General features: G+C 68.0%; 21 protein-coding genes, 1 tRNA gene and 1 riboswitch. Of the genes, 8 read left to right on the plus strand and 14 right to left on the minus strand.

Annotated elements, in window-relative coordinates; all coding sequences use genetic code 11:
- Positions 1-11: 11 nt before the first annotated feature.
- The 11 genes from typA to rnr form a co-directional block, all read right to left on the minus strand.
- Positions 12-1847: a translational GTPase TypA gene (gene typA / locus KUD94_RS04530; protein WP_218238617.1), complete on the minus strand. Its 1836-nt coding sequence runs from the start codon at positions 1845-1847 to the stop codon at positions 12-14.
- Positions 1844-2818 carry a tRNA pseudouridine(55) synthase TruB gene (gene truB, locus KUD94_RS04535; protein ID WP_218238618.1) on the minus strand — a complete coding sequence of 325 codons (975 nt, stop codon included), beginning with the start codon at positions 2816-2818 and terminating at the stop codon, positions 1844-1846. Before truB ends, typA begins: the two co-directional genes overlap by 4 nt.
- Positions 2815-3183 (minus strand): 30S ribosome-binding factor RbfA, encoded by a 369-nt coding sequence (rbfA, locus tag KUD94_RS04540; protein WP_218238619.1) that lies wholly within the window; start codon positions 3181-3183, stop codon positions 2815-2817. The genes truB and rbfA overlap by 4 nt, the downstream gene beginning before the upstream one ends.
- A 52-nt stretch (positions 3184-3235) precedes the next feature.
- A complete protein-coding gene (gene infB, locus KUD94_RS04545; RefSeq protein ID WP_218238620.1) occupies positions 3236-6055 on the minus strand; it encodes a translation initiation factor IF-2 in 2820 nt (939 codons plus the stop codon).
- 23 nt (positions 6056-6078) lie between these two features.
- Positions 6079-7566, minus strand: a complete 1488-nt coding sequence (nusA, locus tag KUD94_RS04550) for a transcription termination factor NusA (protein WP_218238621.1) — start codon at positions 7564-7566, stop codon at positions 6079-6081.
- A gap of 68 nt (positions 7567-7634) precedes the next feature.
- Positions 7635-8219: a ribosome maturation factor RimP gene (gene rimP, locus KUD94_RS04555; RefSeq protein WP_218238622.1), complete on the minus strand. Its 585-nt coding sequence runs from the start codon at positions 8217-8219 to the stop codon at positions 7635-7637.
- A gap of 204 nt (positions 8220-8423) precedes the next feature.
- Positions 8424-8774 (minus strand): co-chaperone YbbN, encoded by a 351-nt coding sequence (locus KUD94_RS04560; protein WP_218238623.1) that lies wholly within the window; start codon positions 8772-8774, stop codon positions 8424-8426.
- A gap of 8 nt (positions 8775-8782) precedes the next feature.
- Entirely contained in the window at positions 8783-10066 is a 1284-nt protein-coding gene (locus tag KUD94_RS04565; protein WP_218238624.1) for a cytochrome c, read from the minus strand.
- Positions 10063-10710 carry a c-type cytochrome gene (locus KUD94_RS04570; RefSeq protein ID WP_218239183.1) on the minus strand — a complete coding sequence of 216 codons (648 nt, stop codon included), beginning with the start codon at positions 10708-10710 and terminating at the stop codon, positions 10063-10065. The genes KUD94_RS04565 and KUD94_RS04570 overlap by 4 nt, the downstream gene beginning before the upstream one ends.
- Before the next feature lie 93 nt (positions 10711-10803).
- A complete protein-coding gene (locus KUD94_RS04575; RefSeq protein ID WP_218238625.1) occupies positions 10804-11559 on the minus strand; it encodes an SDR family oxidoreductase in 756 nt (251 codons plus the stop codon).
- A complete protein-coding gene (gene rnr / locus KUD94_RS04580) occupies positions 11556-13802 on the minus strand; it encodes a ribonuclease R (RefSeq protein ID WP_218238626.1) in 2247 nt (748 codons plus the stop codon). The genes KUD94_RS04575 and rnr overlap by 4 nt, the downstream gene beginning before the upstream one ends.
- A gap of 18 nt (positions 13803-13820) precedes the next feature.
- On the opposite strand from rnr, the gene KUD94_RS04585 reads away from it, so the two are divergent.
- Positions 13821-13905: transfer RNA gene (locus tag KUD94_RS04585), tRNA-Leu, on the plus strand.
- A gap of 94 nt (positions 13906-13999) precedes the next feature.
- Here the strand turns inward: KUD94_RS04585 and KUD94_RS04590 are convergent.
- Positions 14000-16660 carry a DUF349 domain-containing protein gene (locus KUD94_RS04590; RefSeq protein ID WP_218238627.1) on the minus strand — a complete coding sequence of 887 codons (2661 nt, stop codon included), beginning with the start codon at positions 16658-16660 and terminating at the stop codon, positions 14000-14002.
- 812 nt (positions 16661-17472) lie between these two features.
- Here KUD94_RS04590 and KUD94_RS04595 point away from each other — a divergent pair.
- From KUD94_RS04595 to nrdR, 3 genes are all read left to right on the plus strand, one after another.
- A complete protein-coding gene (locus KUD94_RS04595) occupies positions 17473-18270 on the plus strand; it encodes a transglycosylase SLT domain-containing protein (RefSeq protein ID WP_370625887.1) in 798 nt (265 codons plus the stop codon).
- A 52-nt stretch (positions 18271-18322) separates the two neighbouring features.
- A riboswitch (ZMP/ZTP riboswitch) is annotated at positions 18323-18474 on the plus strand.
- 32 nt (positions 18475-18506) lie between these two features.
- Positions 18507-19751 (plus strand): serine hydroxymethyltransferase, encoded by a 1245-nt coding sequence (glyA, locus tag KUD94_RS04600; protein WP_218238629.1) that lies wholly within the window; start codon positions 18507-18509, stop codon positions 19749-19751.
- Between the two features lie 24 nt (positions 19752-19775).
- Positions 19776-20225, plus strand: a complete 450-nt coding sequence (nrdR, locus tag KUD94_RS04605) for a transcriptional regulator NrdR (RefSeq protein WP_218238630.1) — start codon at positions 19776-19778, stop codon at positions 20223-20225.
- 59 nt (positions 20226-20284) lie between these two features.
- On the opposite strand, the gene aroC is transcribed toward nrdR, so the two are convergent.
- Together aroC and KUD94_RS04615 are read right to left on the minus strand one after the other, a co-directional pair.
- Positions 20285-21382 carry a chorismate synthase gene (gene aroC, locus KUD94_RS04610; RefSeq protein WP_218238631.1) on the minus strand — a complete coding sequence of 366 codons (1098 nt, stop codon included), beginning with the start codon at positions 21380-21382 and terminating at the stop codon, positions 20285-20287.
- A gap of 58 nt (positions 21383-21440) precedes the next feature.
- Entirely contained in the window at positions 21441-21902 is a 462-nt protein-coding gene (locus KUD94_RS04615; protein WP_218238632.1) for a CBS domain-containing protein, read from the minus strand.
- A 76-nt stretch (positions 21903-21978) separates the two neighbouring features.
- Between KUD94_RS04615 and KUD94_RS04620 the strand changes: the two genes are divergently transcribed.
- The 4 genes from KUD94_RS04620 to hpnC are packed head-to-tail and all read left to right on the plus strand — an operon-like array spanning position 21979 to position 25991.
- Entirely contained in the window at positions 21979-23280 is a 1302-nt protein-coding gene (locus KUD94_RS04620) for an O-acetylhomoserine aminocarboxypropyltransferase (RefSeq protein ID WP_218238633.1), read from the plus strand.
- Positions 23280-24110 carry an alpha/beta fold hydrolase gene (locus KUD94_RS04625; protein ID WP_218238634.1) on the plus strand — a complete coding sequence of 277 codons (831 nt, stop codon included), beginning with the start codon at positions 23280-23282 and terminating at the stop codon, positions 24108-24110. Before KUD94_RS04620 ends, KUD94_RS04625 begins: the two co-directional genes overlap by 1 nt.
- Complete coding sequence (locus tag KUD94_RS04630; RefSeq protein ID WP_218238635.1) at positions 24107-25129, plus strand: restriction endonuclease; 1023 nt, start codon at positions 24107-24109, stop codon at positions 25127-25129. The genes KUD94_RS04625 and KUD94_RS04630 overlap by 4 nt, the downstream gene beginning before the upstream one ends.
- 22 nt (positions 25130-25151) lie before the next feature.
- On the plus strand, positions 25152-25991 hold the full coding sequence (gene hpnC, locus KUD94_RS04635) for a squalene synthase HpnC (RefSeq protein ID WP_255569058.1): 840 nt from the start codon (positions 25152-25154) through the stop codon (positions 25989-25991).
- Positions 25992-26008: the final 17 nt, after the last annotated feature.

A 26008-nucleotide genomic window follows, 5' to 3' on the forward strand; every position in this document is an offset into this window, starting at 1 on the left:
AAAAGTGGGGGTCAATCGCCGCGCTCCTGGCGCGCGGCACGCTTGCGCTCGTGTTCGCTCAAATGGCGCTTTCTGAGGCGGATGCTCTTGGGCGTGATCTCGACGAGTTCGTCGTCCTCGATGAATTCCACGCCGTATTCGAGCGTGAGATCGATGGGCGGCGTGACCTTGATCGCGTCCTCCTTGCCGCTGACGCGAAAGTTGGTCAGCTGCTTGGTGCGCGTGGCGTTGACGACGAGGTCGTTGTCGCGGCTGTGGATGCCGACGATCATGCCCTCGTACACCGGGTCGCCCGCCTTGACGAACATGCGCCCGCGGTCGTCGAGCTTGCCCAGCGCGTAGGTGAAGATCTCGCCCGCGTCCATGCTGATCAGCACGCCGTTCTTGCGCCCGCCGATCTCGCCCTTGTAGGGCTCGTAGCCGTCGAAGATGTTGGAGATCAGGCCGGTGCCGCGCGTGAGGTTCAGGAACTCGTTGGTAAAGCCGATCAGGCCGCGCGCCGGGATGCGGTATTCCAGGCGCACGCGCCCGCGCCCGTCGCTTTCCATGTTGACGAGTTCGCCCTTGCGCTCGCCCAGCGCCTGCATCACGCCGCCCTGATGGTTTTCTTCCACGTCGGCGGTGACCATCTCGATCGGCTCGCAGCGCTCGCCGTCGATCTCGCGAAACACCACGCGTGGCTTGGACACCGCCAGCTCATAGCCCTCGCGGCGCATTTCCTCCAGCAAGATGGTCAGGTGCAGTTCGCCGCGGCCCGAGACCTCGAACACGCCGTCTTCGCTGGTTTCCTTGACGCGCAGCGCGACGTTGGAGCGCAGCTCTTTTTGCAGCCGGTCCCAGATCTGGCGGCTGGTGACGTACTTGCCCTCGCGCCCGGCCAGCGGGCTGGTGTTGACGCAGAAATTCATCGTCAGCGTCGGCTCGTCGATCTTGAGCATGGGCAGGGGTTGCGGCGCTTCGGGGTCGGTGATGGTTTCGCCGATGCCGATGTGCTCTATGCCGTTGACCAGCACGATCTCGTCGGGCCCGGCCTCGCTCACCTGCACGCGATCTAGCCCCTGGAACTGGTGGATCTGGTTGATGCGCGCCTTGTAGGCCTCACCGTCCGGCCCGGCCATGACCAGCACGTCCTGGCCCGCGCGCAGCGTGCCCTGGTTGATGCGGCCCACGCCAATGCGCCCGACGAAGGTGGAATAGTCCAGCGCCGAGACCTGCATCTGCAAGGCGGCGGCCGGGTCGCCCTGCACCGAGGGCACGTGCTTCAGGATGGTCTCGAACAGCGGCGCCATGTCCGGCCCCCACTGCTCGCCCGGCGCTCCTTGCGTGAGCGAGCTCCAGCCGTTGATGCCCGAGGCATAGACCACGGGAAAGTCGAGCTGCTCGTCCGTGGCGCCCAGCTTGTCGAACAGGTCAAAGGCGGCGTTGACCACATAGTCGGGGCGCGCGCCCGGCTTGTCTACCTTGTTGACCACGACGATGGGCTTCAAGCCCAGCGCCAGCGCCTTCTTGGTCACAAAGCGCGTCTGCGGCATGGGGCCTTCCTGCGCGTCGATCAAGAGCACCACGCCGTCAACCATGGACAGCGCGCGCTCGACCTCGCCGCCGAAGTCGGCGTGCCCGGGCGTATCGAGGATGTTGATGTGCGTGCCCTGCCAGGTCACCGCGCAGTTCTTGGCCAGGATGGTGATGCCGCGCTCGCGCTCGATGGCGTTGTTGTCCATGACGGTGTCCTGCACCTTTTCGTGCGCGGCGAAGGTGCCGCTCTGGCGCAGGAGCTGGTCGACCATGGTGGTCTTGCCATGGTCCACGTGGGCGATGATGGCGATGTTGCGTATGTGCTTGCTCATGATGACAGTGCTTCTTCTTGCAGGATTTGCCGGATTTCGAGGGGGCTGAGCAGCCGGTCGGGAATCAGTTCGCCCGCGCTGACGTGGCCGACGCCGAGCAAGGCGGGCGGCTGCTCGCCATAGACAGCGACGGCGCTGGTATCGGGCCAGGGGCCGCGGCGGCGCAGGCCTGAGAGAAAGCGGCCGGCGTCTTCGGCTTGAAGCGTGATGCGCGCATGCCCGGCGAGCAACGCGTCGACGGGCAGCAACCGCGCCAGGCGCCCGGCCTCGGGCAGGGCTTCAAGCTCAGGCAGCGTGATGCAGCGCGCAAGGCCGATGCCGCCGGTTTCAACGCGCCGGAGCGCAATCAGATGCGCGCCGCAGCCCAAGGCCTGGCCGATGTCTTCGGCCAGCGTGCGAATGTAGGTGCCCTTGCTGCACAGCACATCAATTTTGATAGCTGCTTGCGCTTGACTGGTGGGCGCTGGAGCCATATTCAGCTCAAATATCTCGATCTCGCGCGGTGCGCGCTCGACCTCGACGCCTGCGCGCGCATATTCGTACAGCGCCTTACCGTCCTTCTTGAGCGCGCTGTGCATCGGCGGCACCTGCCGGATGCGGCCGGTGAACCGGCGCGCAACCGCGGCCAGATGCTCGGGCGAGAGCGCGTTCGGGTCGGGCGGCGTGCGCGCAAGCACCTCGCCCTCGGCGTCGCCGGTGCTCGTGGTCACGCCCAGCAGCGCCAGCGCCTGGTAGCGCTTGGGCGCGTCGAGCTGCAGCGCGCTGAACTTGGTCGCCGCGCCAAAGCACAGCGGCAGCACGCCGCTGGCCATGGGGTCGAGCGTACCGGTGTGCCCGGCTTTTTCGGCGCGCAGCAGCCACTTGGCCTTTTGCAGCGCCTGGTTGCTGGAGAGGCCCAGGGGTTTGTCCAGCAGCAGCACCCCGTGCACCGGGCGCCGCTGCACCCGGATGCGAGGGGCAGCCGTCGTCATGCGTCCTCGTCTTTGGAGCGCGAAGCCACGGCGCGCGCGATCAGCGCATTCATGTCGGCCGCGCGCTCGCTGGTGCGGTCGTAGATGAAATGCAGCGTGGGCACGGTATGGATCGCAAGGCGCTTGAACAAGCCGTTGCGCAGAAAGCCTGCCGACTGGTTCAGCGCCTCTTGCGAGGCCTCGCCGTCGCCTACCAGCACGCTGAAATAGACCTTGGCGTGCGCATAGTCGGGCGTGACCTCCACCGCCTGGATCGTGCACATGCCGATGCGCGGATCCTTCAGGCCGCGGATCAGCTCGGCCAGATCGCGCTGGATCTGGTCGGCAATGCGCAAGTCGCGATGGGGTCCGGAATGCTTCTTCATGCTTGTGCCCTGCGCGTGGGGCGCACGAGCACCCCACGGCCCAACTGCCTCTTTACAGCGTGCGCGCCACTTCCTTGACTTCGAAGAATTCGAGCTCGTCGCCTTCCTTGATGTCGGTGTAGTTGCGCAGCTTGATGCCGCACTCGAAGCCTTCCTTGACTTCCTTGACGTCGTCCTTCAGGCGCCGCACCGATTCCACCTCGCCGGTGTAGATGACCACGTTCTCGCGCAGCAGGCGGAACTTGCAGCCGCGCGTGACCTGGCCCGAGGTGATATAGGAGCCGGCAATCGTGCCGATCTTGCTCGCGACGAACACCGTGCGGATCTCGGCCGTGCCCAGCTGCTCTTCGCGCTGTTCGGGCGCGAGCATGCCCGACATCGCCGCCTTCAGTTCATCCACGGCGTCGTAGATGATGTTGTAGTAGCGCAAATCCACGCCGTTCATCTCGGCCGTCTTGCGCGCATTGGCGTCGGCGCGCACGTTGAAGCCGATGACGATGGCCTTGGAGGCCAGCGCCAGGTTCACGTCGGACTCGCTGATGCCGCCCACGCCGGCGTACACCAGTTGCACCTTGATCTCGTCGGTAGAGAGCTTGAGCAGCGACTGCGCCAGCGCCTCCTGCGAGCCCTGCACGTCGGCCTTGACGATGATGGGCAGGTGTTGCACCTCGCCCGCCTGCATCTCGGCAAAGACGTTCTCCAGCTTGGCCGCCTGCTGCTTGGCCAGCTTGGTGTTGCGGAACTTGCCCGCGCGGTAGGTTGCGATCTCGCGCGCCCGGCGCTCGTCGCCCAGCACCATGAATTCGTCGCCCGCCTGCGGCACTTCCGACAGGCCCTGGATTTCCACCGGGATGGACGGGCCGGCTTCCTTGATGGACTTGCCGTTTTCGTCGCCCATGGCACGCACGCGGCCAAAGGTCTGGCCCGCGAGCACCACGTCGCCCACCTTGAGCGTGCCCGACTGCACCAGCACCGTGGCCACGGGGCCGCGGCCCTTGTCCAGTTGCGCCTCGATCACCAGGCCCTTGGCCATGGCGTCGACCGGCGCCTTGAGTTCGAGCACCTCGGCCTGCAGCAGCACGTTTTCCAGCAGATCGTCTATGCCCATGCCGGTCTTGCTCGACACCGCGATGAAAGGCGCCTCGCCCCCGTACTCCTCGGGCACCACTTCCTGCGCCACCAGCTCCTGCTTGACGCGCTCGGGGTTGGCCTCGGGCTTGTCCGACTTGGTGATGGCCACCACCAGCGGCACCTTGGCGGCACGCGCGTGCTTGATGGCTTCCTTGGTCTGCGGCATCACGCCATCGTCGGCCGCCACCACCAGGATCACGATGTCGGTCGCCTGCGCTCCGCGGGCACGCATGGCCGTGAAGGCCTCGTGGCCGGGGGTGTCGAGGAAGGTGACGATGCCGCGCGGCGTCTTCACGTGGTAGGCACCGATGTGCTGGGTGATGCCGCCGGCCTCGCCCGTCGCGACCTTGGTGCGGCGGATGTAGTCCAGCAGCGAGGTCTTGCCGTGGTCCACGTGGCCCATGACGGTGACCACCGGCGCGCGCGGCAAGGCCTCGGCCTCGTGGCTGGAGACTTCTTCGGCGGTGAAGGCCTCTGGGTCGTCCAGCGCCGCGACGATGGCGGTGTGGCCCATTTCCTCGACGATGATCATCGCGGTGTCCTGGTCCAGCGGCTGGTTGATCGTGACCATCTGGCCCATCTTCATGAGCACCTTGATGACTTCGGATGCCTTGACCGCCATCTTGTGCGCGAGCTCCGCGACGGTGATGGTTTCGGGCACATGCACCTCGAGCGCGCGAAACTCCACTGGTGCCGACGGCTGATGGCGCTCCTCGCGAGCGCCGCCCCTGCGGCCGCCACGCCCGCCGCCCGCGCGCCAGCGGTTGCCGCCGACGCCGCCCGAGCTGTCGCCGCGCGTCTTGATGCCCTTGCGCTTCTCGCTCTCGCCAGCCCAGCTCGAAGACAGCTTGGAGGACTTGACCTCCTTGCTGGTCGAGGGCGTGGCGCTGCCCGCCGTCTTGTGCAGCGTGCCCTTCTTGGCATCGGTCTTGGCGGCGTCCTTGTCCTTGCCGTGGCGCGTCTCTTCGGGCTTCTTGGCCACCAGCACCTTCTTGGGCGCGGCCAGCATCGCGCGGATGGCTTCGGCCTCGGCCTGGGCGCGGCGGCGGCGCTCTTCCTGGTCCTCGGCGCGCTCGGCTTCCTCGGCCGCACGGGCCTGGGCTTCGGCGGCCGCTTCCTGCTCAGCCTGGGCCTGTTCTTCCTTGCGCTCGGCCGCTTCGCGCGAAGCCTGCTGGCGCGCGGCCTCTTCATCGGCCTTCTCGCGCGCCTTGCGCTCACGCTGCTCGGCCAGGTAGGCGGCGGCGCGCTCTTCGGCTTCGCGCTCCTTGCGGGCGCGCTCATCGCGTTCGCGCTGGCTCAGGCTGCCGTCGGCTTCCTGCTGGCGCAGCAGCGCCGCCTGGCGCTCGGCCTCGGCCGCGCGACGCGCCTGCTCGGCCTCGTCGACGACAGAGACCGGGGCGGCTGCCGCTTCGGGCGCCTCGGTCGCGGCTTCGGGCGCTTCTTCGCGCTTGATGAAGGTGCGCTTCTTGCGCACCTCCACCTGGATGGTGCGCGCCTTGCCCGTGGCGTCCGACTGGCGGATTTCGCTGGTGGAGCGCTTGACCAGGGTGATCTTGCGCCGCTCCTTGACCTCGGTGCCATGGGCCGCGCGCAGATGGTCCAGCAACTGCTGCTTGTCCGCTTCGCTCACGGTGTCGGCGGCAGATTTCTTGGCCACTCCGGCAGAGCGCAATTGCGACAGCAGGGTTTCGGGCGTTTTCTTGAGTTCAGCGGCAAACTCGGCAACGGTAATGCTCGACATATTCGGTTCGGTCCTCCCCGGCCTTATTCATCACCTGCGGCAAACCAGTGCTCGCGGGCTTTCATGATCAAGGCCTTGGCGTCTTCGTCGCTTTGGCCAGTGAGTTCCATCAGTTCATCGACCGCCAGGTCGGCCAGCTCGTCGCGCGTGGTTACGCCGCCGGCGGCGAGCTTGACGATCAGCTCCGTGGTCAGGCCTTCGAGTTCGCGCAAGTCCTCGTCGACCTTGCCCACCACCTGTTCACGCGCGATCTGCATGGTCAGCAGCGCGTCCTTGGCTCGGGTGCGCAGCTCTTCGACGAGGTCTTCATCGAAGCCTTCGATGTCCAGCATTTCCTGCAGCGGCACGTAGGCCACCTCCTCGAGGTTTTCGAAGCCCTCGCGGATCAGGATGTCGGCAATCTCCTCGTCGACGTCGAGCTTTTGCATGAAAAGCTCGCGCGCGGCGCTGGTTTCGTCGGCCTCTTTCTGCGCCGACTCGGCCGCATCCATGATGTTGATCTTCCAGCCGGTGAGGTCCGACGCCAGGCGCACGTTCTGTCCGCCGCGGCCAATCGCAATCGCCAGGTTTTCCTCATCTACCACCACGTCCATCGCATGCTTTTCCTCGTCGACCACGATGGATTGCACGTTGGCCGGCGCCAGCGCCCCGATGACGAACTGCGCCGGGTCTTCGCTCCAGAGCACGATGTCCACGCGCTCGCCGGCAAGCTCGTTGCTGACCGCGTTCACGCGCGTGCCGCGCACGCCCACGCAGGTGCCGATGGGATCGACGCGCTTGTCGTGGCTGAGCACCGCGATCTTGGCGCGGCTGCCCGCATCACGCGCGCAGCTCTTGATTTCCAGCAGGCCTTGTTCGATCTCTGGCACCTCGTTGCGAAACAGCTCGATCATGAATTCGGGCGCCGAGCGCGACAGCAGGATGGGCGCGCCACGCAGCGTCAAGTCCACCTCCATGATCATCGCCCGCACGCGGTCGCCGGTGCGCAGGTTTTCCTTGGGGATCATCTCGCTGCGGCGCAGACGCCCTTCGACGCGGCCGCTCTCGACGATGATGTCGCCCTTGTCCATGCGCTTGACCGTGCCCGAGAAGATCTTGTCGCCGCGGCTCATGAAGTCGTTGAGCAGGGTCTCGCGCTCGGCGTCGCGAATCTTCTGCAGGATCACCTGCTTGGCCGCCATCGCGCCGATGCGCCCTATGGGCACGGAGTCGACCGGCTCCTCGATGTATTCACCCACCTCGATGCCGGGCACGCGCTCTTGCGCGTCCATGAGCAGCTCTTCGGCGTCGGGGTTTTGCAGCCCGGCGTCGTCGGGCACCACCAGCCAGCGGCGGAAGGTCTGGTAGTCGCCGCTGTCGTGGTCCAGCGCGACGCGGATGTCCACTTCGCCCTCATAGAGCTTCTTCGTGGCCTGGGCCAGCGCCGACTCCACCGCCCCCAGCACTATTTCGTGATCCACGCTCTTTTCGCGCGAAATCGCTTCAATCAGCATCAACAACTCGCGATTCATGCCCAGGCACTCCTGTTTTTGTCAATTTCGGGCCGGCCGTGTGGCGCTGGCCCCATCCTTGGTCTGTGTCAATCGGCTTGTGGCTTGCGGCCGGCGCGACCCTTGAAGTTCACCGCCGGCGCCAGGCGCGCTTCGCGCAGCTCGTCCCATTCGAAGCCCAGCACCTGCAGCGGCGCGGCTTCGCGCTTGCGCGCCACGCGCCGGCCCGGCGGCGGCGCGGGCTCGTCGCTCCAGGTGATCTGCCAGCCACCGCCCTCGGCGCGTTCGAGCCGCCCGCGGAACTTCTTGCGGTTGGCGGCCACCTGGCCGCCCGCAGCCGCACCCAGCGGCGCCTTGAGCGTGAGGTCGATCAGCTCGCCCTCGAAACGCTCGAGATCGGCCTCCTTGCGCAGCGGCCGGTCAATGCCCGGCGAGGACACCTCCAGACGCTGGTAATCGATGCTGCCCACTTCCAGCGCAAACTGCAGCTGGCGCGTGACCGCTTCGCAGTCGTCCACGGTGATGAAGCGCTCGGCCACGGCCTGCCCCGCTTCGGGGCGCTGCCACGGGATGTCTATGGTCACGCGCAGCAGCCCGCCTGCGGAGCGCTCCACGTCCACGAGCTCAAAACCCAGACCTTCGACGGTCTGCTGCACGATTTGCTGCAATGCCACTGCCTTGTGTTCTCTGCGCCTTTGCGGGGCCCGTGCCCTTGTCCGGCGCCGATTCAACCCCGATTCAATCTCTATCCAAAACCGATCGACCAAAAAAAACGGGCGGTTGCAACCCGCCCGGTTTTGGTCGTGAAGCGGGTATTGTAGTGTCAAATACCCTGCTTTTCAAGTTATGGCAAGCCCCTCGCAGCGAGGGCCGCTGCCTCAGCCGCGGCTTGCGATGATGCGCTGCAGCAAGGCCAGCGCCTCGGGCTCGTTTGCCGCGGGCGCGTCGGGGCCCAGCAAGCCCTGGGCCAAGCGCAGCAGCGCCTCGGGGCGCGGTGCGATGGGCGCGCAGTAGCGCAGCTGTCCGGCGCGCCCGAGCAGCAGCGTGGGGAAGGTTTCGACGTCGAAGTCGCCCACCAGCGCTTCTTCGTCCTCGATATCCACCCAGGCAAAACGCCACTGCGGCTGCTGCGCGGCAAGCGCTTCGAAGTCCGCGCGCCAGCCGCGGCAAACCTTGCACCACTGGGCGCACAGGCAGACGATCCACCAGGCTTCGCGCGATTCGGACATGGTTTCACTCAATAAGTGCTGCGCTCGCGCACGCGGTGCACGGCTATCGCGTCCACCCGGCCCGCCTGGTTGCCCCAGGCCTGGCGGATGTAGCTCAAGACCGCGGCGATGTCTGCGTCCGTCATGGACTGGCGAAACGGCGGCATGCCGTGGGGGCGCGGGTTGCCGGCAGTGGCAGGCAGGTAGCCGCCGTGCAGGGTGATCTGGATCAGGTTCAGCGGCTCGGCCATGGTCACGGCCCGGTTGCCCGCCAATGCGGGAAAGGCGCCGCGCTTGCCCTGGCCTTCGTCCTGATGGCACTCGGCGCAGTAGTCGGCATACAGCTTGGCGCCGCGCTCGAGCACCTGCGCCGCAGCGGCCGGGGCGCTCGGCCCCGCCGCCGGCGCATGCTGTGGCAGGGCGCGCAGCCAGCGGGCCAGCGCCAGGGCGTCATCCGCCGTGAGGTATTGCAGGCTGTGGAACACGACCTCGGCCATGGGGCCGGAAACACCCGCCTGCGCCGAGCGGCCGCTGGTCAGCAGCGTGGCGATGTCTTGCTCGCTCCAGTCGGCCACGCCGGCCTGCGCCGGGGAATGCAACGATGGCGCCCACCAGTATTCGCCCGGCACGATGGCGCCGCTGAGTGCCTCGCCGCGCAGCGGCCCGCCGAGCGCGTCGCGCGGGCTGTGGCAGGCGGCGCAATGCCCCAGGGCCTGGGCAATATAGGCGCCGCGCTGCAGCGGCGTTTGGGGCGCCGGGCGCTCTGGCGCCGGCCGAAAGTACAGCGCGCGCCAGACCGCGAGCGCCGCCTGGGTGTTGTAGGGAAAGCGCAGCGTCGGCGCCGGCGTGGCCTGGTGCACTGGCGCCAGGCTCTGCAGGTAGCTGAAGAGCGCGTCGGCGTCGGCGTGCGTGATGTGGGTGTAGGCCGGATAGGGAAACGCCGGATAGAGCAAACGCCCGTCGGCCGAGCGCCCGTGGTGCAGCGCACGCCAGAAGGCGTCGGGGCTCCAGCCGCCCAGGCCGGTTTGCACGTCCGGCGTCAGATTGCTTGCATACACCGCACCAAAAGGCGTCGCTATCGCGCGCCCACCGGCATAGGGCGCGCCCCCCGCGCGGGTGTGGCAGGAGACGCAGTTGCCCAGCCGCGCCAGATAGGCGCCGCGCGCGATCTGCGCTGCATCGGCCCCGGCCGTGCCGCTGCCGTCCACCGGCGCTTCGCCGCGCAGGTTGAGTGCCCAGATGGCGGCGGCCGCCAGCAGGCCGAGCGCCAGCAGCACGGCGGCTAGCCAGGTGCCAAGCCGGCGCAGCTTCATTGCGCGCGCTCCGCCAGGCCCGCCGGCGGCCAGCGCACGTTCAGGCTGCCGCAGTCCAGCGGCGGCGCCTGCGTGAAGTCCGCCGCCGCCTGCCCGCCCCCGGGTACCGGCTGGGCCGCAAGCCAGGCGGCCACCGCTTGCACGTCCGCAAGCGCCATGCGCCGCGCCACCTGCGCCATGCAGTCGGGCTCGCTTGCATGGCGCTGGCCGGTGCGCCAGGCGCCGAGTTGGCTGCTCAGATAGTCTTGCGACAGCCCGAGCAGGCTGGGCACGAAGGGAGCCACACCGGTCAGCCGGGCGCCATGGCATTGCTTGCAGGCGGGCAGCTCGCGCGCGGTGTCGCCGCTGCGCACCAACTGCTCGCCGCGCGCCAGCAGCGCCGCGCCCACGCTCGCCGGCGCCGGCGCGGCATAGGGCAATTGCAGCTCGGAGAAGTGGCGTGCGATCTCGGCCAGGTAGTCGTCGCTCAGATAGCTCAGCAGATACGCCATCGGCGGATAGCGCCGCTTGCCGTCACGAAAGTGGCGCAGCTGGTTGTACAAATAGCCGGCGGGCTTGCCCGCGATGCGCGGGAAGTAGCCCTCGGGCGTTGCCCGCCCCTGCTTGCCATGGCAGGCGGTGCATGGCAGCACGCGTTGCTCCATGTCGCCCGCCGCGCCGCCGGCGGCCAGCGCGGCGTTCGCCAGCGCCAGGCACAGCAGCGCCAGGGCCTGTAGAAAAAGTGAGCGCAGCACGCTTTATCCGCGGCCGACGAAGGGCATTTTCGTGGCCATCACCGTGTGAAAGAGCACGTTCGCAGACAGCGGCAGCTCGGCCATGTACAGCACCGAGGCGCCGACGATGTCCACGTCCATCAAGGGCTCGTCGGCCATGGCGCCGTGGGCTTGCAGCACGCCCTGGGTGAGCTGCTGCGCCAGCGCCGTATCGGCATTGCCCACGTCAATCTGGCCCACCGCGATGTCGTAGGCGCGTCCGTCCAGCGCGGCCGACTTGGTCAGGCCGGTGACCGCGTGCTTGGTGGCGGTGTAGGCGATCGAGTGCGGGCGCGGCGCATGCGCCGAGATCGAGCCGTTGTTGATGATGCGCCCGCCGCGCGGCGTCTGCGCCGCCATCACCCGAAACGCGTTCTGGATGCAATAGAACATGCCGCTCAAGTTGACGTCCACGACCTGTTGCCAGTGGCGCACTTCCAGCTCTTGCAGCGGCACCGCCGGCGCGCCCGTGCCGGCGTTGTTGAACAGCAGGTCAACGCGCCCGTAGTGCTGCACGCTTGCGTCAAAGAGGCGACGCACCGCAGCCGGGTCGGCCACGTCGGTGGGCAGGGCAAGCGCCGCCCCTTCGCCGCCGCACTCCTGCGCCAGCGCCTGCAAGGGCTCGGGCCTGCGCCCCGCGAGCACCAGCCGCCAGCCCGCGCGCGCCAGCGCCAGCGCCGCGGCACGCCCTATGCCGCTGCCCGCGCCGGTGATGAGCGCCACGCGCCCCGCCGTGCTCACGACGACCTCCGCGTGCGGGCGGAGGCGCCGTTGCGCGCTTCGCGCTTGGCGCGCTGCCCGCCCGCCTTGGTCTTGGGCCGCGCGGGTGGCGCAGCGCCTGCAAGGTCGTGCTCCTCGTGGGCCCGGCGCTCGGCCTTGCGCGTGCTGCGCCCGCCCTCGGGCTTGGCGGCAAGGGAGCTTGCGACATCGTGCACCAGGCGAAAGTCGATCTTGCGCCCGTCCAGGTCCACGCGGCTGACCTGCACCCGCAGGCGCGTGCCCACGGCGTAGCGCATGCCGGTGCGCTCGCCGCGCAGCTCCTGGCGTACCTCGTCAAAGCGGAAATACTCGCCGCCGAGCTCGGTGATGTGCACCATGCCTTCGACGTAGAGCGCGTCCAGCGTCACGAAGATGCCAAAGCCCGCCACCGCGGTCACGACGCCGCCGTACTCCTCGCCCAGGTGCTCGCGCATGTACTGGCACTTGAGCCAGGCTTCGACGTCGCGGCTGGCTTCGTCGGCGCGCCTTTCGTTGGCGCTGCAGTGCAGGCCCGCGGCCTCCCAGGCCAGGCGCGACTTGCTCGCCGGCGCAGAGCGGCCGCCCTGCCCCTCGCTGCGGCCCTTGGCGGCCCATTGGCGCGCGAGCTTGTGCTGGGCCTCGCCGGGCAGCGGCAAGGCGGGCAGCTGGTAGGTCTTGTCCGCCAGGATGGATTTGATGACGCGGTGCACCAGCAGGTCGGGGTAGCGCCGTATCGGGCTGGTGAAGTGGGTGTAGGCGTCGAATGCCAGCCCGAAATGGCCGCTGTTGATAGGGGTGTAGATCGCCTGCTGCATGGAGCGCAGCAGCATGCTGTGGATTTGCGCCGCGTCCGGCCGCTCGCGCGTGGCGACGGCAATCGCCTGGAAAGCCGCGGTGGGCGGGTCGTCGGGCAGGCTCACGTGCACTGCCAGCGCCTTGAGGTAGGCGCGCAGCATCTCGAGCTTTTCCGGCGTGGGCTTGTCGTGCACCCGGTAGAGGCAGTCGCGGTGGTATTCGCCCACGAAGTCTGCGGCGCAGACGTTGGCGGCGAGCATGCATTCCTCGATCAGCCGGTGCGCCTCGGTGCGCACGCGCGGCTCGATCTTCTCGATGCGGCCGTTGTCGTCGCAGACGATCTGGGTTTCCGTGGTTTCAAAATCTACGGCGCCGCGCGCGTGGCGCGCCGCCAGCAGCGCGCGGTAGGCCTCGTGCAGATGCAGCAGGTCGGGCAGCCTGTCGGACAGCTGCGCCGCCTGCGGCCCCCGCGTGTTGCCCAGCGCGGCCGAGACCTGGGTATAGGTCAGGCGCGCGTGGCTCTGGATGACTGCGGGATAAAACTGGTAGGCGTGCGTCTGGCCCTTGCCGTTGATGACCATGTCGCAAACCATGGCAAGGCGCGCCACGCCAGGGTTGAGCGAGCACAGGCCGTTGGAGAGCTTCTCCGGCAGCATGGGCAGCACGCGGCGCGGGAAGTAGACGCTGGTGGCGCGCTCGTAGGCGTCGGCATCGATCGCGCCGCCCGAATCCACGTAGTGGCTGACGTCGGCGATCGCCACCAGCAGGCGCCAGGCCTTGGCCCGGCCCAGACGCATCGGGGTGCAATAGACGGCGTCGTCAAAGTCGCGCGCGTCTTCGCCGTCGATGGTGACGAAGGGCACGTCGCTCAGGTCGACGCGCTCTTGCCAGTCGGCCTCGCGCACCTGGTCGGGCAGCGCCTTTGCCTGCGCAAGACAGGCGTCGGAAAACACATGCGGCACGCCGTACTTGCGCACCGCGATCTCCACTTCCATGCCCGGATCGTCGATCTCGCCCAGCACCTCCACCACCCGGCCCACGGGCTGGCCGTGCAGCGCCGGGGGCTCGGTCAGTTGCACCACCACCACCTGGCCGACGCTGGCGCTGCCGATGGCGCTGCGCGGCACCAGAACGTCCTGCCCGTAGCGCGTGTCTTCCGGCGCGACCAGCCAGATGCCGGCCTCGTGCAACAGGCGACCGATGATGGTCTGGCTCGGGCGCTCGATGATCTCCAGCACCCGCCCCTCGGGGCGGCCGCGCCGGTCCTGCCCGATGATGCGCACGCGCACCCGGTCCTTGTGCAGCACCGCGCGCATCTCGTTCGGTGCCAGGTAAATATCGCCTTCACCGTCGTCACGCAGCACGAAGCCGTGTCCGTCGCGGTGGCCGCGCACGCTGCCTTCAATTTCCTTGTTGGCGTTTGCGTGAAACTCGTTTTTTTTGCTATACAATCTGCGACTTCCTGAAATGCCCAGGTGGCGGAATTGGTAGACGCACTAGTTTCAGGTACTAGCGGGTAACTCCGTGGAGGTTCGAGTCCTCTCCTGGGCACCAAGTGTAGAAGAACACTTGGCGTTGATATGAAGACAGGCCGCTTGCATTTGCATAGCGGCCTTTTCTTTTGCCTTGCAGTTTGCTGCGCAAAAAATCACTTGCGCAGCAGCACCTTGAGCGCGGCCTGCAGGCGTTGGCCGCTGGTGCGGTCCGCCGGCCCGGCCAGCACGCGGGCGGTGTCCTCGGGCCAGGTCTCGCCCGGGCCGGGTTCGTTTCGGCGCGTGAGCAGCTGCAGTTGCAGCGCGCGGCGCGCGTCGTGGTGTTCGGCCGGCGTGGGTACGTCGGCGGCAATTTCCAGGCGCAGCAGCGCCTGGGGGTCTGTCGCTTGTGCGCCGCCCTGCAAGGCCTTGGCCCAGGCGGCCACCGCCTGCGTGTTCACGCCGCGGCCAAGCTCGCGGGCAGCGGGCAGCATGGCGGCGTCGCGCTGCTGCCAGGCTTGCAGAAGCTGGTTCAGCGCCTCGCCGTGGGCCTGGGCGGCCAGCTTGCGCAAGGCCATCTGTGCCTGCTCCACAGCCTCGCGCTGGGCGCGAAACGCGGTGTCGCCCAGGCGCGGGCCGCGCTCCGGGCGGCCGCTGCGCTCGGGGCGCTCGCGGCCAAAGCGCTCGCCCCCCGCGCGCGGGCTGCGGGCATCGGCGCGCGGGCCGCCGGGCTTGCGCGCGGTCGGCGCCGGCGTGGCCGGCTTGCGCGCGTCGGGCCGGTCGTCGCCGCGCACGGCCACGACGCGGCGCGGCGCGGTGGGTGCGGCCGGGCCATCGGCTGGCGCAGCGGGCGCTGTATCGCCTCCTGCATCTTCAGAAGTTGTAGCTGGATCCGCAGTATCGGCGGGCGTTTGCACCGGTTTTTGCTCAGATTCTGCACCGGCTGCTCCGCTTGGCCGGCCCTGCATCACCGCCTGCAACTGCTGCATGGCCAGCCGGATCTGCTCGGCATCGCCCGAGGCGTTGGCCGCGTCGAGTGCGCGCGAAGCCTGCAGCACGGCCGCGTCGTGGGCGGACAGCGCAGCGGCGCTGCGCTCGCGTTCGGCGCTCTTGCGCTCGAAGGCCGCGTCGATGGGGCTGCGAAACGCGTCCCAGAGCTTTTGCTCCTGACGGCGCTCCAGCGGCACCGCCTGCGCCAGCGCCTGCCAGCGCTGCTGCAGCGCCTTCACCGCGTCGGTGCGCAGCTGCGGCGCCGCGCCCAGGGCCACGGCTTCGTCGATCAGCGCCTGGCGCTCCTGCAGGTTCTGCTTCTGCGCGGCAGCCAGCGGCGCGCCGGCTTCGGCCAGCGCCTGCTTCCATTGGGGCTGCAGCTCGGCAAAGAGCTTTTCGCCCACGTGGCCGCTGGCGCGCCAGCGCTCGCCGAACTGGTGCAGCGCGCGGATTTGCATCTTCCAGTCGCTGGAGCGCGCGTGCTCTGCGCCCCAGGCCTTGAGCTCCTCGATCAGCGCCAGGCGCTGGGTCTTGTGCTCGAGCGCCTGGGCGCGCGACTTTTCCAGCCATTCCTCGACCTGCTTGTGCGCCGCGTTGCAGGCCTCGTCGAACTTCTTCCACAGCGCGTGGTTGGCCAGCGCGCCCTGGTCGGCCTGTTTCCACTGTTCGCGCAGCTGGCGCAGCTGCTCTTGCAGCCGGCGCCCGCCCAAGGCCTGGCCTTCTGGGCGCTGCAGCAGGCCTTGCGCCTTGGCCACCAGCTCTTCGCGGATCTGGTCGGCGCTCCAGCGCTGCCAGCCTTCGAGTTCGCCGGCGGTGGTCAATGCGGCGTGCACACGCGCTTCCAGCGCCGCATCGACAAAGCGGCCGTGGGCCTTCCAGGCGGCGCGCAGCTGCTGGGCCGCGCCGACGCTGGCCTTGCCGCGGCCTTGGGCGGTTGCGCCCTCAAGCCGGGTCAGCGCCTCGGTCACCGCCTGCACCGCCTGGGCGATGCGCTCGGGGTGCGGCGCGGCGCGCGCGGGCTCGGCGGCGGAGGCGCTCGTCGCCCCGCCTCGGGCGGCGCGCAGCTCTTCGGCCCACACCGGCACCTGGGGCAGCGGGGCCTTCGGGTCTTCGCTGGCCGCCGCCGCCTGGGTGAGCGCGGCGCCAAACGCATCCCAGACCAGGCCGAGCTGGGTCTGGGCGGCTTCGAGCTGGGGCGCAAAGCGCAGGTCCACGCTCGGCCAGACGGGGTCTTGCACGATCTCCTGCGCCTGCTGGCGCCAGCGCGCGACGTCCTCGGCCAGCGTGGCGTGGGCCGCCTGGGCCTCGCGCCAGGGTTTGGTGGAGAGCACCTCGATGCGCTGCGCCATCAGCACCGCGGCCTCGCGCTGCACCTGTACGCGGTGCTGCAGGTCTTCGACTGCCTTGACGCGTTCGGCCAACCGGGTCTTGAGCGTCTGCAGTGGTTCGCGCGAGAGCGGCGCGCCGGCGCGGGCCGCGTCGCGCTGCCAGGCGAGCGCATCGGCAACATGCAGACGCGGTGCATCGAGCAGCGCCTGGGCCCGCGCCGCCCACTCCGCCGCCATGGCCTGCTGGGCCAGGGCGCGGCGCTGTTCCTCCAGGCGCTCGCGTATTGCCTTGGCCGCGCCCTTGTCGCGCGTGCTCAGCTCCTTGAATACTTCCTGCATCTGGGCGCTGTCGGGGTTGGTGGCCAGCCAGTCGCGGATGCGCGCCGAGCGCTCGCCCGAAGTCGCGGCGGAGAAAGCGCCGCCGGTCAGTGCATCCAGCGGATGCACATGGGCGCTCTTGTCCGCAGGAGCAGCGGCATCGGGTTCAGGCGCAGGGCTGGGGGAAGAAAAGGGAAACATGGGTGGTGCGAGGGTAGATCGGTAGGGCGTTGACGCGCGCCCGGCGTCATCAGGGCAAGAAACGCGCGAGCAAGGCGGCTATTGTGGCTTGGTTTGCGGCCTGTACCGCCCGCGCCGTCCCGGTGCCCTGCGACACGGCCTCTTGCACTGCGCAAAGAGAAGCCCGGTGGCGGGGGAGCCCCGGGCACCGGGCTGGGGGACCGGCATACCCGCCGGGTCCGTCCCTGGCGCGGCGGAGATTGCTGTCCGACGCGCCGGAGGCAAACGATTGCCTCCCATGGTGCTGCCCGCCTTGCCGGGCGCGCGGCGATCGATGGAGGATCGACCGGCATGGCAAGTCTGGCAAGCGGCGTCTGCGTGCTGCAGACGAAGGCACCTTAGCAGCTTTGCGCCGGCCGGTCACGCACCGTTGCAACTGGAAACCTGCGGGCTGCGCGGTGCGCGTCGCCAAAAGGCCCATCGATGGAAAACCCTTGAATTGGGTGCCTTGAGCGGGCTGCCTGGAGGTGTTACTAATAATGTTTTCGTTCTACAAATCTTTTCTTTAGTATTGACCGTGTATATGCAAGCTCCCTAGAATCCGGCTCAACTCCACAAAGGGTCCGTACAAACCCTTAGATCTCTCCCAGTGCCACGCACCATGTCGGCCCCATCCGAACAGGCCGAGCTCCCATGTACCGAGGGTGGTGGCGGAACGCCGGATCCGGATCCGGCTCTTGAAGGTGTCGCCTGCGCTTCGGACGCAAAAGCAGGCGGGCATCGATGCAAAAGGACTCCCCATGAAGAAGGCAGGCTTGCGTGCCGTCTCTGGTATGCGTACTTTCGTCGGCGACATAGCTGCCGGATTCTTTGAAGTGACCCACAGCGGGCTTGCGCTGCTGGGTCTGGCGGTGGCCTTTGCGGCGATCACCCTGACCGCCCGCCCAGACCTGCGCCAGATGGGCGCCGACCAGCTCATGGGCTGGCTGCAGGAGCGCCAGGTCGAGATCAACGGCTTTGCCCTTGAAGCCGTCGCGAGCGAGCGCGCTACGGCCGGCAACCCCAAGGACTTGCCGCGCGAACAGGCCGCCGTGACCTACTGGCTGAGCAAGAAGTACCGCGTGGCCCCCGAGCCGCTGGCGGTGCTGGTGGGCGAAGCCTACGCCGTGGGCGCACGCACGCGGCTGGAGCCGACCCTGATTCTGGCGGTGATGGCGGTGGAGTCGGGCTTCAACCCCTTCGCGCAGAGCGCTGTCGGCGCCCAGGGCCTGATGCAGGTGATGACGCGCGTGCATACCGACAAGTACGAGGACTTTGGCGGGCGCTTTGCCGCCTTCGACCCGGTGGCCAACCTGCGTGTGGGCGTGAAGGTGCTGCAGGAATGCATTCAGCGCGCCGGCTCGCTCGAAGGCGGCCTGCGTTTTTACGTCGGCGCGGCCAATCTGGCCGACGATGGCGGCTACGCCGGCAAGGTGCTGGCCGAACACCAGCGCCTGCGCCAGGTGGCCGAAGGCGCTGCGCGCGCGCCGCTGGTTGCTGCGCGCACCCCTGCTCCCGCAGCGCCGTCAGGCCCCGGCGCGCTCACGCGCCAGCCGGGCGAAAAGGTGGCCTTGCTGGCCAGCGGATACTGAGGCGCGCCGGGCGGGGTGCGCTCGCCGGCGCGCCTGCCCTGCAGGCTACACTCGCGCGGTACGCAACTGGCGATAGGTCTGGCGTTGCCCCTGACGGGCGGCGCCGCCGACGTGGCGCGCCGGCGCAACCAGCGCATACCACGGGGAAGCGTACCGCACGGGCACAAGCCGCTGCGCGTTTTGTCGTTCGCCTGGGCAGCCCTTGCACGCCAAGGGAAGACTCTGCAATCTCTGCCATGTACCAACGAAACATCCTCGTAGAACAGACCGACCCCGAAGTGTGGGCCGCCATCCAGGCGGAGAACCGCCGCCAGGAAGAACACATCGAGCTCATCGCCAGCGAAAACTACGCCTCGCCCGCCGTCATGGCTGCGCAAGGCTCGCAACTGACCAACAAGTACGCCGAGGGCTACCCGGGCAAGCGCTACTACGGCGGCTGCGAAAACGTGGACGTGATCGAGCAGCTGGCGATAGACCGCGTCAAGCAGCTCTTTGGCGCTGAGGCGGCCAATGTGCAGCCCAACTCGGGCTCGCAGGCCAACCAGGCGGTGCTGATGGCCTTTGCCAAGCCCGGCGACACGCTGCTGGGCATGAGCCTGGCCGAGGGCGGACACCTCACGCACGGCATGGCGCTGAACATGAGCGGCAAATGGTTCAACGTGGTCTCCTACGGCCTGAACGCCAGTGAAGAGATCGACTACGAGGCCTTTGAAGCCAAGGCGCGCGAGCACAAGCCGCGCATCATCATCGGCGGCGCCTCGGCCTATGCGCTCGCCATCGACTTCGAGCGCATGGCGCGCGTGGCCAGGGAAGTGGGCGCCATCTTCTGGGTGGACATTGCGCACTACGCCGGCCTCGTCGTCGCGGGTGAATACCCCAACCCGGTGCCGTTTGCCGACGTGGTCACCTCCACGACGCACAAGAGCCTGCGCGGCCCGCGCGGCGGCTTCATCCTGATGAAGGCCGAGCATGAAAAAGCCATCAACTCCGCCGTCTTCCCCGGCCTGCAAGGCGGGCCGCTGGAGCACGTGATTGCCGGCAAGGCCGTGGCCTTCAAGGAGGCGCTCTCGCCCGAGTTCAAGGCCTACGGCAAGCAGGTGGCCAAAAATGCCCAAGTGTTTGCCCAGACCCTGACAGAGCGCGGTCTGCGCATCGTCAGTGGCCGCACCGAAAGCCACGTGATGCTGGTGGACCTGCGCTCCAAGGGCATCACTGGCAAGGCGGCCGAGGCGGCGCTGGGGCTGGCGCACATCACCATCAACAAGAACGCGATTCCGAACGACCCGGAAAAGCCCTTCGTGACCAGCGGGGTGCGCGTAGGCACGCCCGCGATCACCACGCGCGGCTTCAAGGAAGAAGAGACGCGCCTGACCGCCCATCTGATGGCCGACGTGCTTGACAAGCCGCACGACGAGGCCAACCTGGCCCAGGTGCGCGCCAGGGTGGGCGAGCTGACCGCGCGCTTTCCGGTCTATCGCTGAGCCACGCACGCCGCCCGGACAGCCATGAAATGTCCGTTCTGCAGCCATCCGGACACGCAGGTCGTGGAGACGCGCGAGTCCGAGGGCGGCGACTACGTGCGCCGCAGGCGCCGCTGCAACGCCTGCGACAAGCGCTTTACCACCTACGAACGGCCCGAGGTGAACTTCCCCGCGATCGTCAAGAAGGACGGGCGGCGCGTGGAGTACAAGCGCGAGAAGCTCGAAGGCTCATTTCGCATTGCGCTGCGCAAGCGCCCGGTGGGCACCGAGCAGGTGGATGCGGCGATAGAGCGCATCGAAGAGCGCCTGCTGCAACTGGGCGAGCGCGAAATCCTGTCCAACCGCCTGGGCGAGATGGCGATGCACGAGCTGCAGCGCATGGACAAGGTCGCCTACGTACGCTACGCCAGCGTGTACCGCAGCTTTGAACACATCGACGAATTCAAGGCGCTGGTAGACAAAGTGGCAGAGTAGCCCAGCACTATTCAAACGATAGCTGCCAGCGCTCGTCTGGCAAGCGTTTGCTCTGTTTTTTACTTCAGACTTGCCGCGACCGGGGCAAGCGCCTGGCTCACGTCGGCGCACTGCGCGCGCTGCAGCAGCGCGTGGTCCATCAGTACCAGGGCAAGCAAGGCTTCGGCGATCGGCGCCGCGCGTATGCCCACGCAAGGGTCGTGTCGGCCCTTGGTGACCACCTGCACCGGCGCGCCATGGATGTCTATGGACGGGCGCGGCGTCAGGATGGAGCTGGTGGGCTTGATGGCGATGCTCACCTCGATGTCCTGCCCGCTGCTGATGCCGCCCAGCACCCCGCCGGCGTGGTTGCTGGCAAAGCCCGCCGGCGTGATCGCGTCGCCATGCACACTGCCGCGCTGCGCGACGCTGGCAAATCCGTCGCCGATTTCCACGCCCTTGACCGCGTTCAGCCCCATCATCACCTTGGCGATGTCGGCGTCGAGCTTGTCGTACAGCGGCGCGCCCAGGCCCACGGGCACGCCCGTAGCCTGCACCCGGATGCGCGCGCCGCAGGAGTCGTGCGCCTTGCGCAGCGCGTCCATGTAGTCTTCGAGCTGCCCTACTTCGGCCACTGGCGCGAAGAAGGGATTGTTCGGCACGTGCTCCCAGCTCTCAAAGGCAATCGGCAGCTCGCCGAGCTGCGTCATGCAGGCGCGAAATTGCGTGCCGTACTTCTCTTTGAGCCACTTCCTGGCCACGGCGCCCGCGGCCACCGTGGGGGCGGTCAGGCGCGCCGACGAGCGCCCTCCTCCGCGCGGATCGCGCAGGCCGTACTTGTGCCAGTAGCTGTAGTCGGCGTGGCCGGGGCGAAACTGCTGCGCGATCTCGCCGTAGTCCTTGCTGCGCTGGTCCTGGTTGCGGATCAGGAGCGCAATCGGCGTGCCCGTGGTGCGGCCCTCGTACACGCCCGAGAGGATCTCCACCGCATCGGGCTCGTTGCGCTGCGTGACGTGGCGGCTGGTGCCGGGGCGGCGGCGATCCAGATCGTGCTGGATGTCTGCCTCGGTGAGCGCCATGCCCGGCGGGCAGCCGTCGATCACGCAGCCAATGGCCGGGCCGTGGGATTCACCGAAGTTGGTCACGCAAAACAGCCTGCCCAGCGTGCTGCCACTCATGGGGAACTCCTGGTTTGATAGCTGCCAGCGCTTGCTGGATGGGCGCTAGAGGCGGATTTCAACCTTGCGCTTCAGAGGGGGCCTGGTCTTGCGGCCAATCGCGGATATAGGCCTTGAGCAGCTTGTTTTCCAGGTTCTGGCTGTCCACCACCGTCTTGGCCACGTCGTAGAAGCTGATCACGCCCATGAGCTGGCGGTTGTCTATCACCGGCAGGTAGCGCGCGTGGCGCCCCAGCATCATGCGGCGCACCTCGTCGAGCTCGGTCTCCAGCGTGCAGATGAGCGGCCCCGGGTCCATGCTGCGGTAGACCGACAGGCCGTCGAACTTGCCGCCGTTCTTCACCGCAGCGTCTATCACCTCGCGGAAGGTGAGGATGCCGACCACACGCTCGTGCGCCATCACCACCAAGGAGCCGATATCGTTTTCCGACATGATGCGCGCCGCGTCCGCCAGCGAGTCCTCGGGCGTGATGGTGTAGAGCGTGCCGCCCTTCAGGCGCAGGATGTCGCGAACTTTCATGGCTGTGATCGGTGCGATGGGCACCGGCAAATATAGCCCACAATGCATCGCTTCATGCACGAACACGGAGACATCCATGCCCGGCTACGCCGATCCCGGCTTTGACACGCTGGCGGTGCACGCGGGCGCGCGGCCCGACCCTGCAACCGGTGCGCGCGCCACGCCGATCTACCTGAGCACCTCCTTCGTCTTCGAATCGAGCGAACACGCCGCCGCGCTGTTCAACATGGAGCAGCCGGGGCACGTGTATTCGCGCCTCTCGAACCCCACGACCGACGTGCTGGAGCAGCGCATCGCGGCGCTGGAGGGCGGCGCGGGTGCCATCGCCACAGCCAGCGGCATGGCGGCGCTGCACCTGGCCATCGTCACGCTGATGGGCGCGGGCAGCCACATCGTCGCCAGCACGGCGCTGTACGGCGGCTCGCAAAACCTGCTGAACTACACGCTCAGGCGCTTCGGCATAGCGACGACCTTCGTCAAGCCGACCGACGTCGACGCCTGGCGCGCCGCGATCCGCCCCAACACCAAGTTGCTGCTGGGCGAGACCCTGGGCAACCCGGGGCTGGAGGTGCTGGACATTCCCGCCGTGGCGCAAATCGCGCACGAGGCGGGCGTGCCGCTGCTGGTCGATTCCACCTTTACCACGCCGTATCTGATGCAACCGCTCGCGCACGGCGCCGATCTGGTCTACCACGCTGCTACCAAATTCCTCTCGGGCCACGGCACGGTGATGGGCGGCGTGCTGGTCGACGGCGGCGGTTTCGACTGGGACGCCTCGGGACGCTTTCCCGAGCTGACCGCACCCTATGACGGTTTTCACGACATGGTGTTCACGCAGGAATCGAGCGTCGGCGGCTTCCTGCTGCGCGCGCGCCGCGAAGGCCTGCGCGACTTTGGCGCCTGCCTGAGCCCGCACAGCGCCTGGCTCATCCTGCAGGGCGTGGAAACCCTGGGCGCGCGCATGGAGCGGCACGTGCGCAACACCGAGCGCGTGGTGCAGTTCCTTGCGAGCCACCCCTTCGTCGCGCACGTGGGTCACCCCATGCTGGAGAGCCACCCCAGCCACCACCTGGCGCAAAAACTGTTGCCGCGCGGCGCGGGCGCGGTCTTCAGCTTTGACCTCAAGGGCAGCCGCGAGCAGGGCAAAAAATTCATTGAAACGCTGAAAATCTTCAGCCATCTGGCCAATGTCGGCGACTGCCGCTCGCTGGTCATCCACCCCGCGAGCACCACGCACTTTCGCATGACGGACGAGGCGCTGCTCGCGGGCGGCATCACCCAGGGCACGATACGGCTTTCCATCGGATTGGAAGACCCCGACGACCTGATCGACGACTTGAAGCGCGCGTTGAAAGCGGCAGAAAAGGCGGGTGCGTGATGCTCTACCAAGTCCAGGGCGCGCCGCTTTATGCCTATACCGGCGACAAGAGCTTCAACCCGGCCCAGCCCAGCGTCGTCCTGATCCACGGCGTGCTGTGCGACCACAGCGTCTGGCTCTGGCAGGCACGCTACCTCGCCAACCACGGCTTCAACGTGCTTGCGATCGACCTGCCCGGGCACGCGCGCAGCAGCGGCGAGGCGCCGGCGAGCGTCGCGCAGGGGGCGCAGACCATCGCCGCGCTGCTCGATGCCGCCGGCTGCGACAAGGCCGCGCTCGTCGGCCACAGCTGGGGCTCACTCATCGCGATGGAAGCCGCGGCTGCCCTCAAGGAGCGCGTGAGTCACCTCGCGCTGATCGGCACGGCGGCGCCGATGGCCGTCTCGCCCGCCTTGATCGAGGCCGCGCAAAGCGACCCCGAGAAGGCGCTGAAGATGATCAACGTCTTCTCGCGCAGCACGCTCGCCTCGCCCAGCGGCGCGGGCTTGTGGGTGTATGGCGCCAGCATGGCGCTGGGGCGCAAGGTGCTGCGCAGCAACCGCCAGGTGAACGTGTTTTACCGCGGCTTTCTCGCCTGCGACCAGTACAGCGGCGGGCTTGCCGCCATGGCCACCCTCACCTGCCCGGTGCTGTTTCTGCTGGGGCAGCTCGACCAGATGACCCCGCCGCGCGCCGCCCGGCCGCTCATCGATGCTGCCCGGGCTGCGGGGCGGCAGATAGAGGTGCGCCATCTGCCGGTCGGGCACCATCAGATGACCGAGGCGCCGGTGGAAACGGCGGCGGCGCTGCGCGAATTTCTGAACTCGTCGTCATCGGCACTGCAAGCATGACTTCCGAACATACCTCTCGCCCCGTATGGATGGTGCGCGCCGGCGAAGGCGCAAGCCTGATCGAAGACTTTCGCGCGCAGTCGCTCGTGGCCATAGGCTGGAGCGCCCTGGGCGACTTGTCGCGCTATGCCACGCGCGCCGATTTCGCACTGGCAGTGGAGCAGGCCATGCCGGAGCTCAAACCCGGACAGAGGGCGTCTGCTGCCGGGCAGACCTACCGTTTCGTGCACGAGATCGCGGCGAGCGACCACGTCGTGAGCTACGACCCGGACAGCCGCGTCTATCTTCTGGGCAGCGTCACCGGTGCCTACGCCTATCGCCCTGCGCACTCGGCCGAATTTCCGAACACGCGCAGCGTGCGCTGGCTCGGCAGCGTGCCGCGCGATGCGCTCTCGGTAGCTGCACGCAACAGCCTCGGCGCCATCTCCACGCTCTTCCTGCTGCCATCTCAGGTGGGGCAAGAGGTGCTTTCCCGCTTGTCGCAACCTTCGGCCAAGCCCCACGAGAGTGTGCAGCCGGCGCAAACGGAAGAAGACAGCCAGGAAGATATCTACCGCGACGTGCAGTCCAAAGGCTTCGAGTTCATCAAGGACAAGGTCAACGCGCTCGATTGGGAAGACATGCAGGAGCTGGTGGCCGGCCTGCTGCGCGCCATGGGCTACAAGACACGCATCTCGCCCAAAGGCTCGGACCGGGGCAAGGACATCGTGGCTTCGCCCGACGGCTTCGGGTTTGAAGACCCGCGCATCGTGGTCGAGGTCAAGCACCGAGAAGGCAGCGCCATCGGCTCCCAGCAGATACGCAGCTTTCTGGGCGGCCGCCATGATCACGACAAGGGCTTGTACGTGAGCACTGGCGGCTTTACCAAAGACGCGCGCTATGAGGCCGAGCGCGGCCGCATTCCGGTGATGTTGATGGACCTGGACGATCTGGTGCGCGCTCTGCTGGAACACTACGAGCGCATGGACGTGGAGATGCAGCGCCTGGTCCCCTTGCGCAAGGTGTACTGGCCTGCCTGAGGCTCGCGCCGCAGTGGCATCCGTGAACCCTGCCCCCGTCACCCACTACGAAAACTTCCCCGTAGCCTCCTGGCTGTGCCCGCCGCGCCTGCGCGCGCCGATTGCCGCGATCTACCACTTTGCCCGCACGGCGGACGACCTGGCCGACGAGGGGCACGCCACGGCCGGGCAACGCCTCGCCGACCTGCAAAGCTACCGGCAAGACTTGGCCGCCGCCGCAGCAGCCCAGGCCCCGAGCGCACGCTGGCCGCAGGTCTTCGGTCCCTTGGCCAGCGCCATCGCGGCCCACGACTTGCCCCTGAACCTGCTGACCGATCTGCTCGACGCCTTCGAGCAGGATGTGGCGATGACGCGGGACCATGCCACGTTTGCCCATCGCGCCGCGCTGCTCGATTACTGCCGGCGCTCGGCCAATCCCGTCGGGCGGCTGCTATTGCATCTGTACGGCGTGCACGATGCACAGGCGCTGGCGCAAAGCGACGCGGTCTGCTCGGCGCTGCAGCTCATCAATTTTTGGCAAGACCTGAGCGTGGATCTGCCGCGCGGGCGCCACTATCTGAGCGACGCCGACTGCGCCGCCCACGGCGTGGCGCGGGCCGATCTGGCGGCGCTGCGGCGCTCGGCGGCGAGCGATGCGCTCATCATGGATTGCGCCGCATGGGCGCGCGCCCTGATGCTGGAGGGTGCGCCGCTGGTGCATCGCCTGCCGGGACGCGTGGGCTGGGAGCTGCGCCTGGTGGTGCAAGGGGGCCTGGCGGTGCTGGGCCAGGTGCAGGCGCTGGGCGGCGCCAGCCTGCAGTTGCGCCCGCGCCTGTGCGCCTGGCATCTGCCGGGCATGCTCTGGCGTGCCGCGCTGATGTAATCCTGTTTTGATAGCTG

It is taken from the genome of Comamonas sp. NLF-1-9, assembly GCF_019195435.1.
GTDB lineage: Bacteria > Pseudomonadota > Gammaproteobacteria > Burkholderiales > Burkholderiaceae_C > Comamonas_C.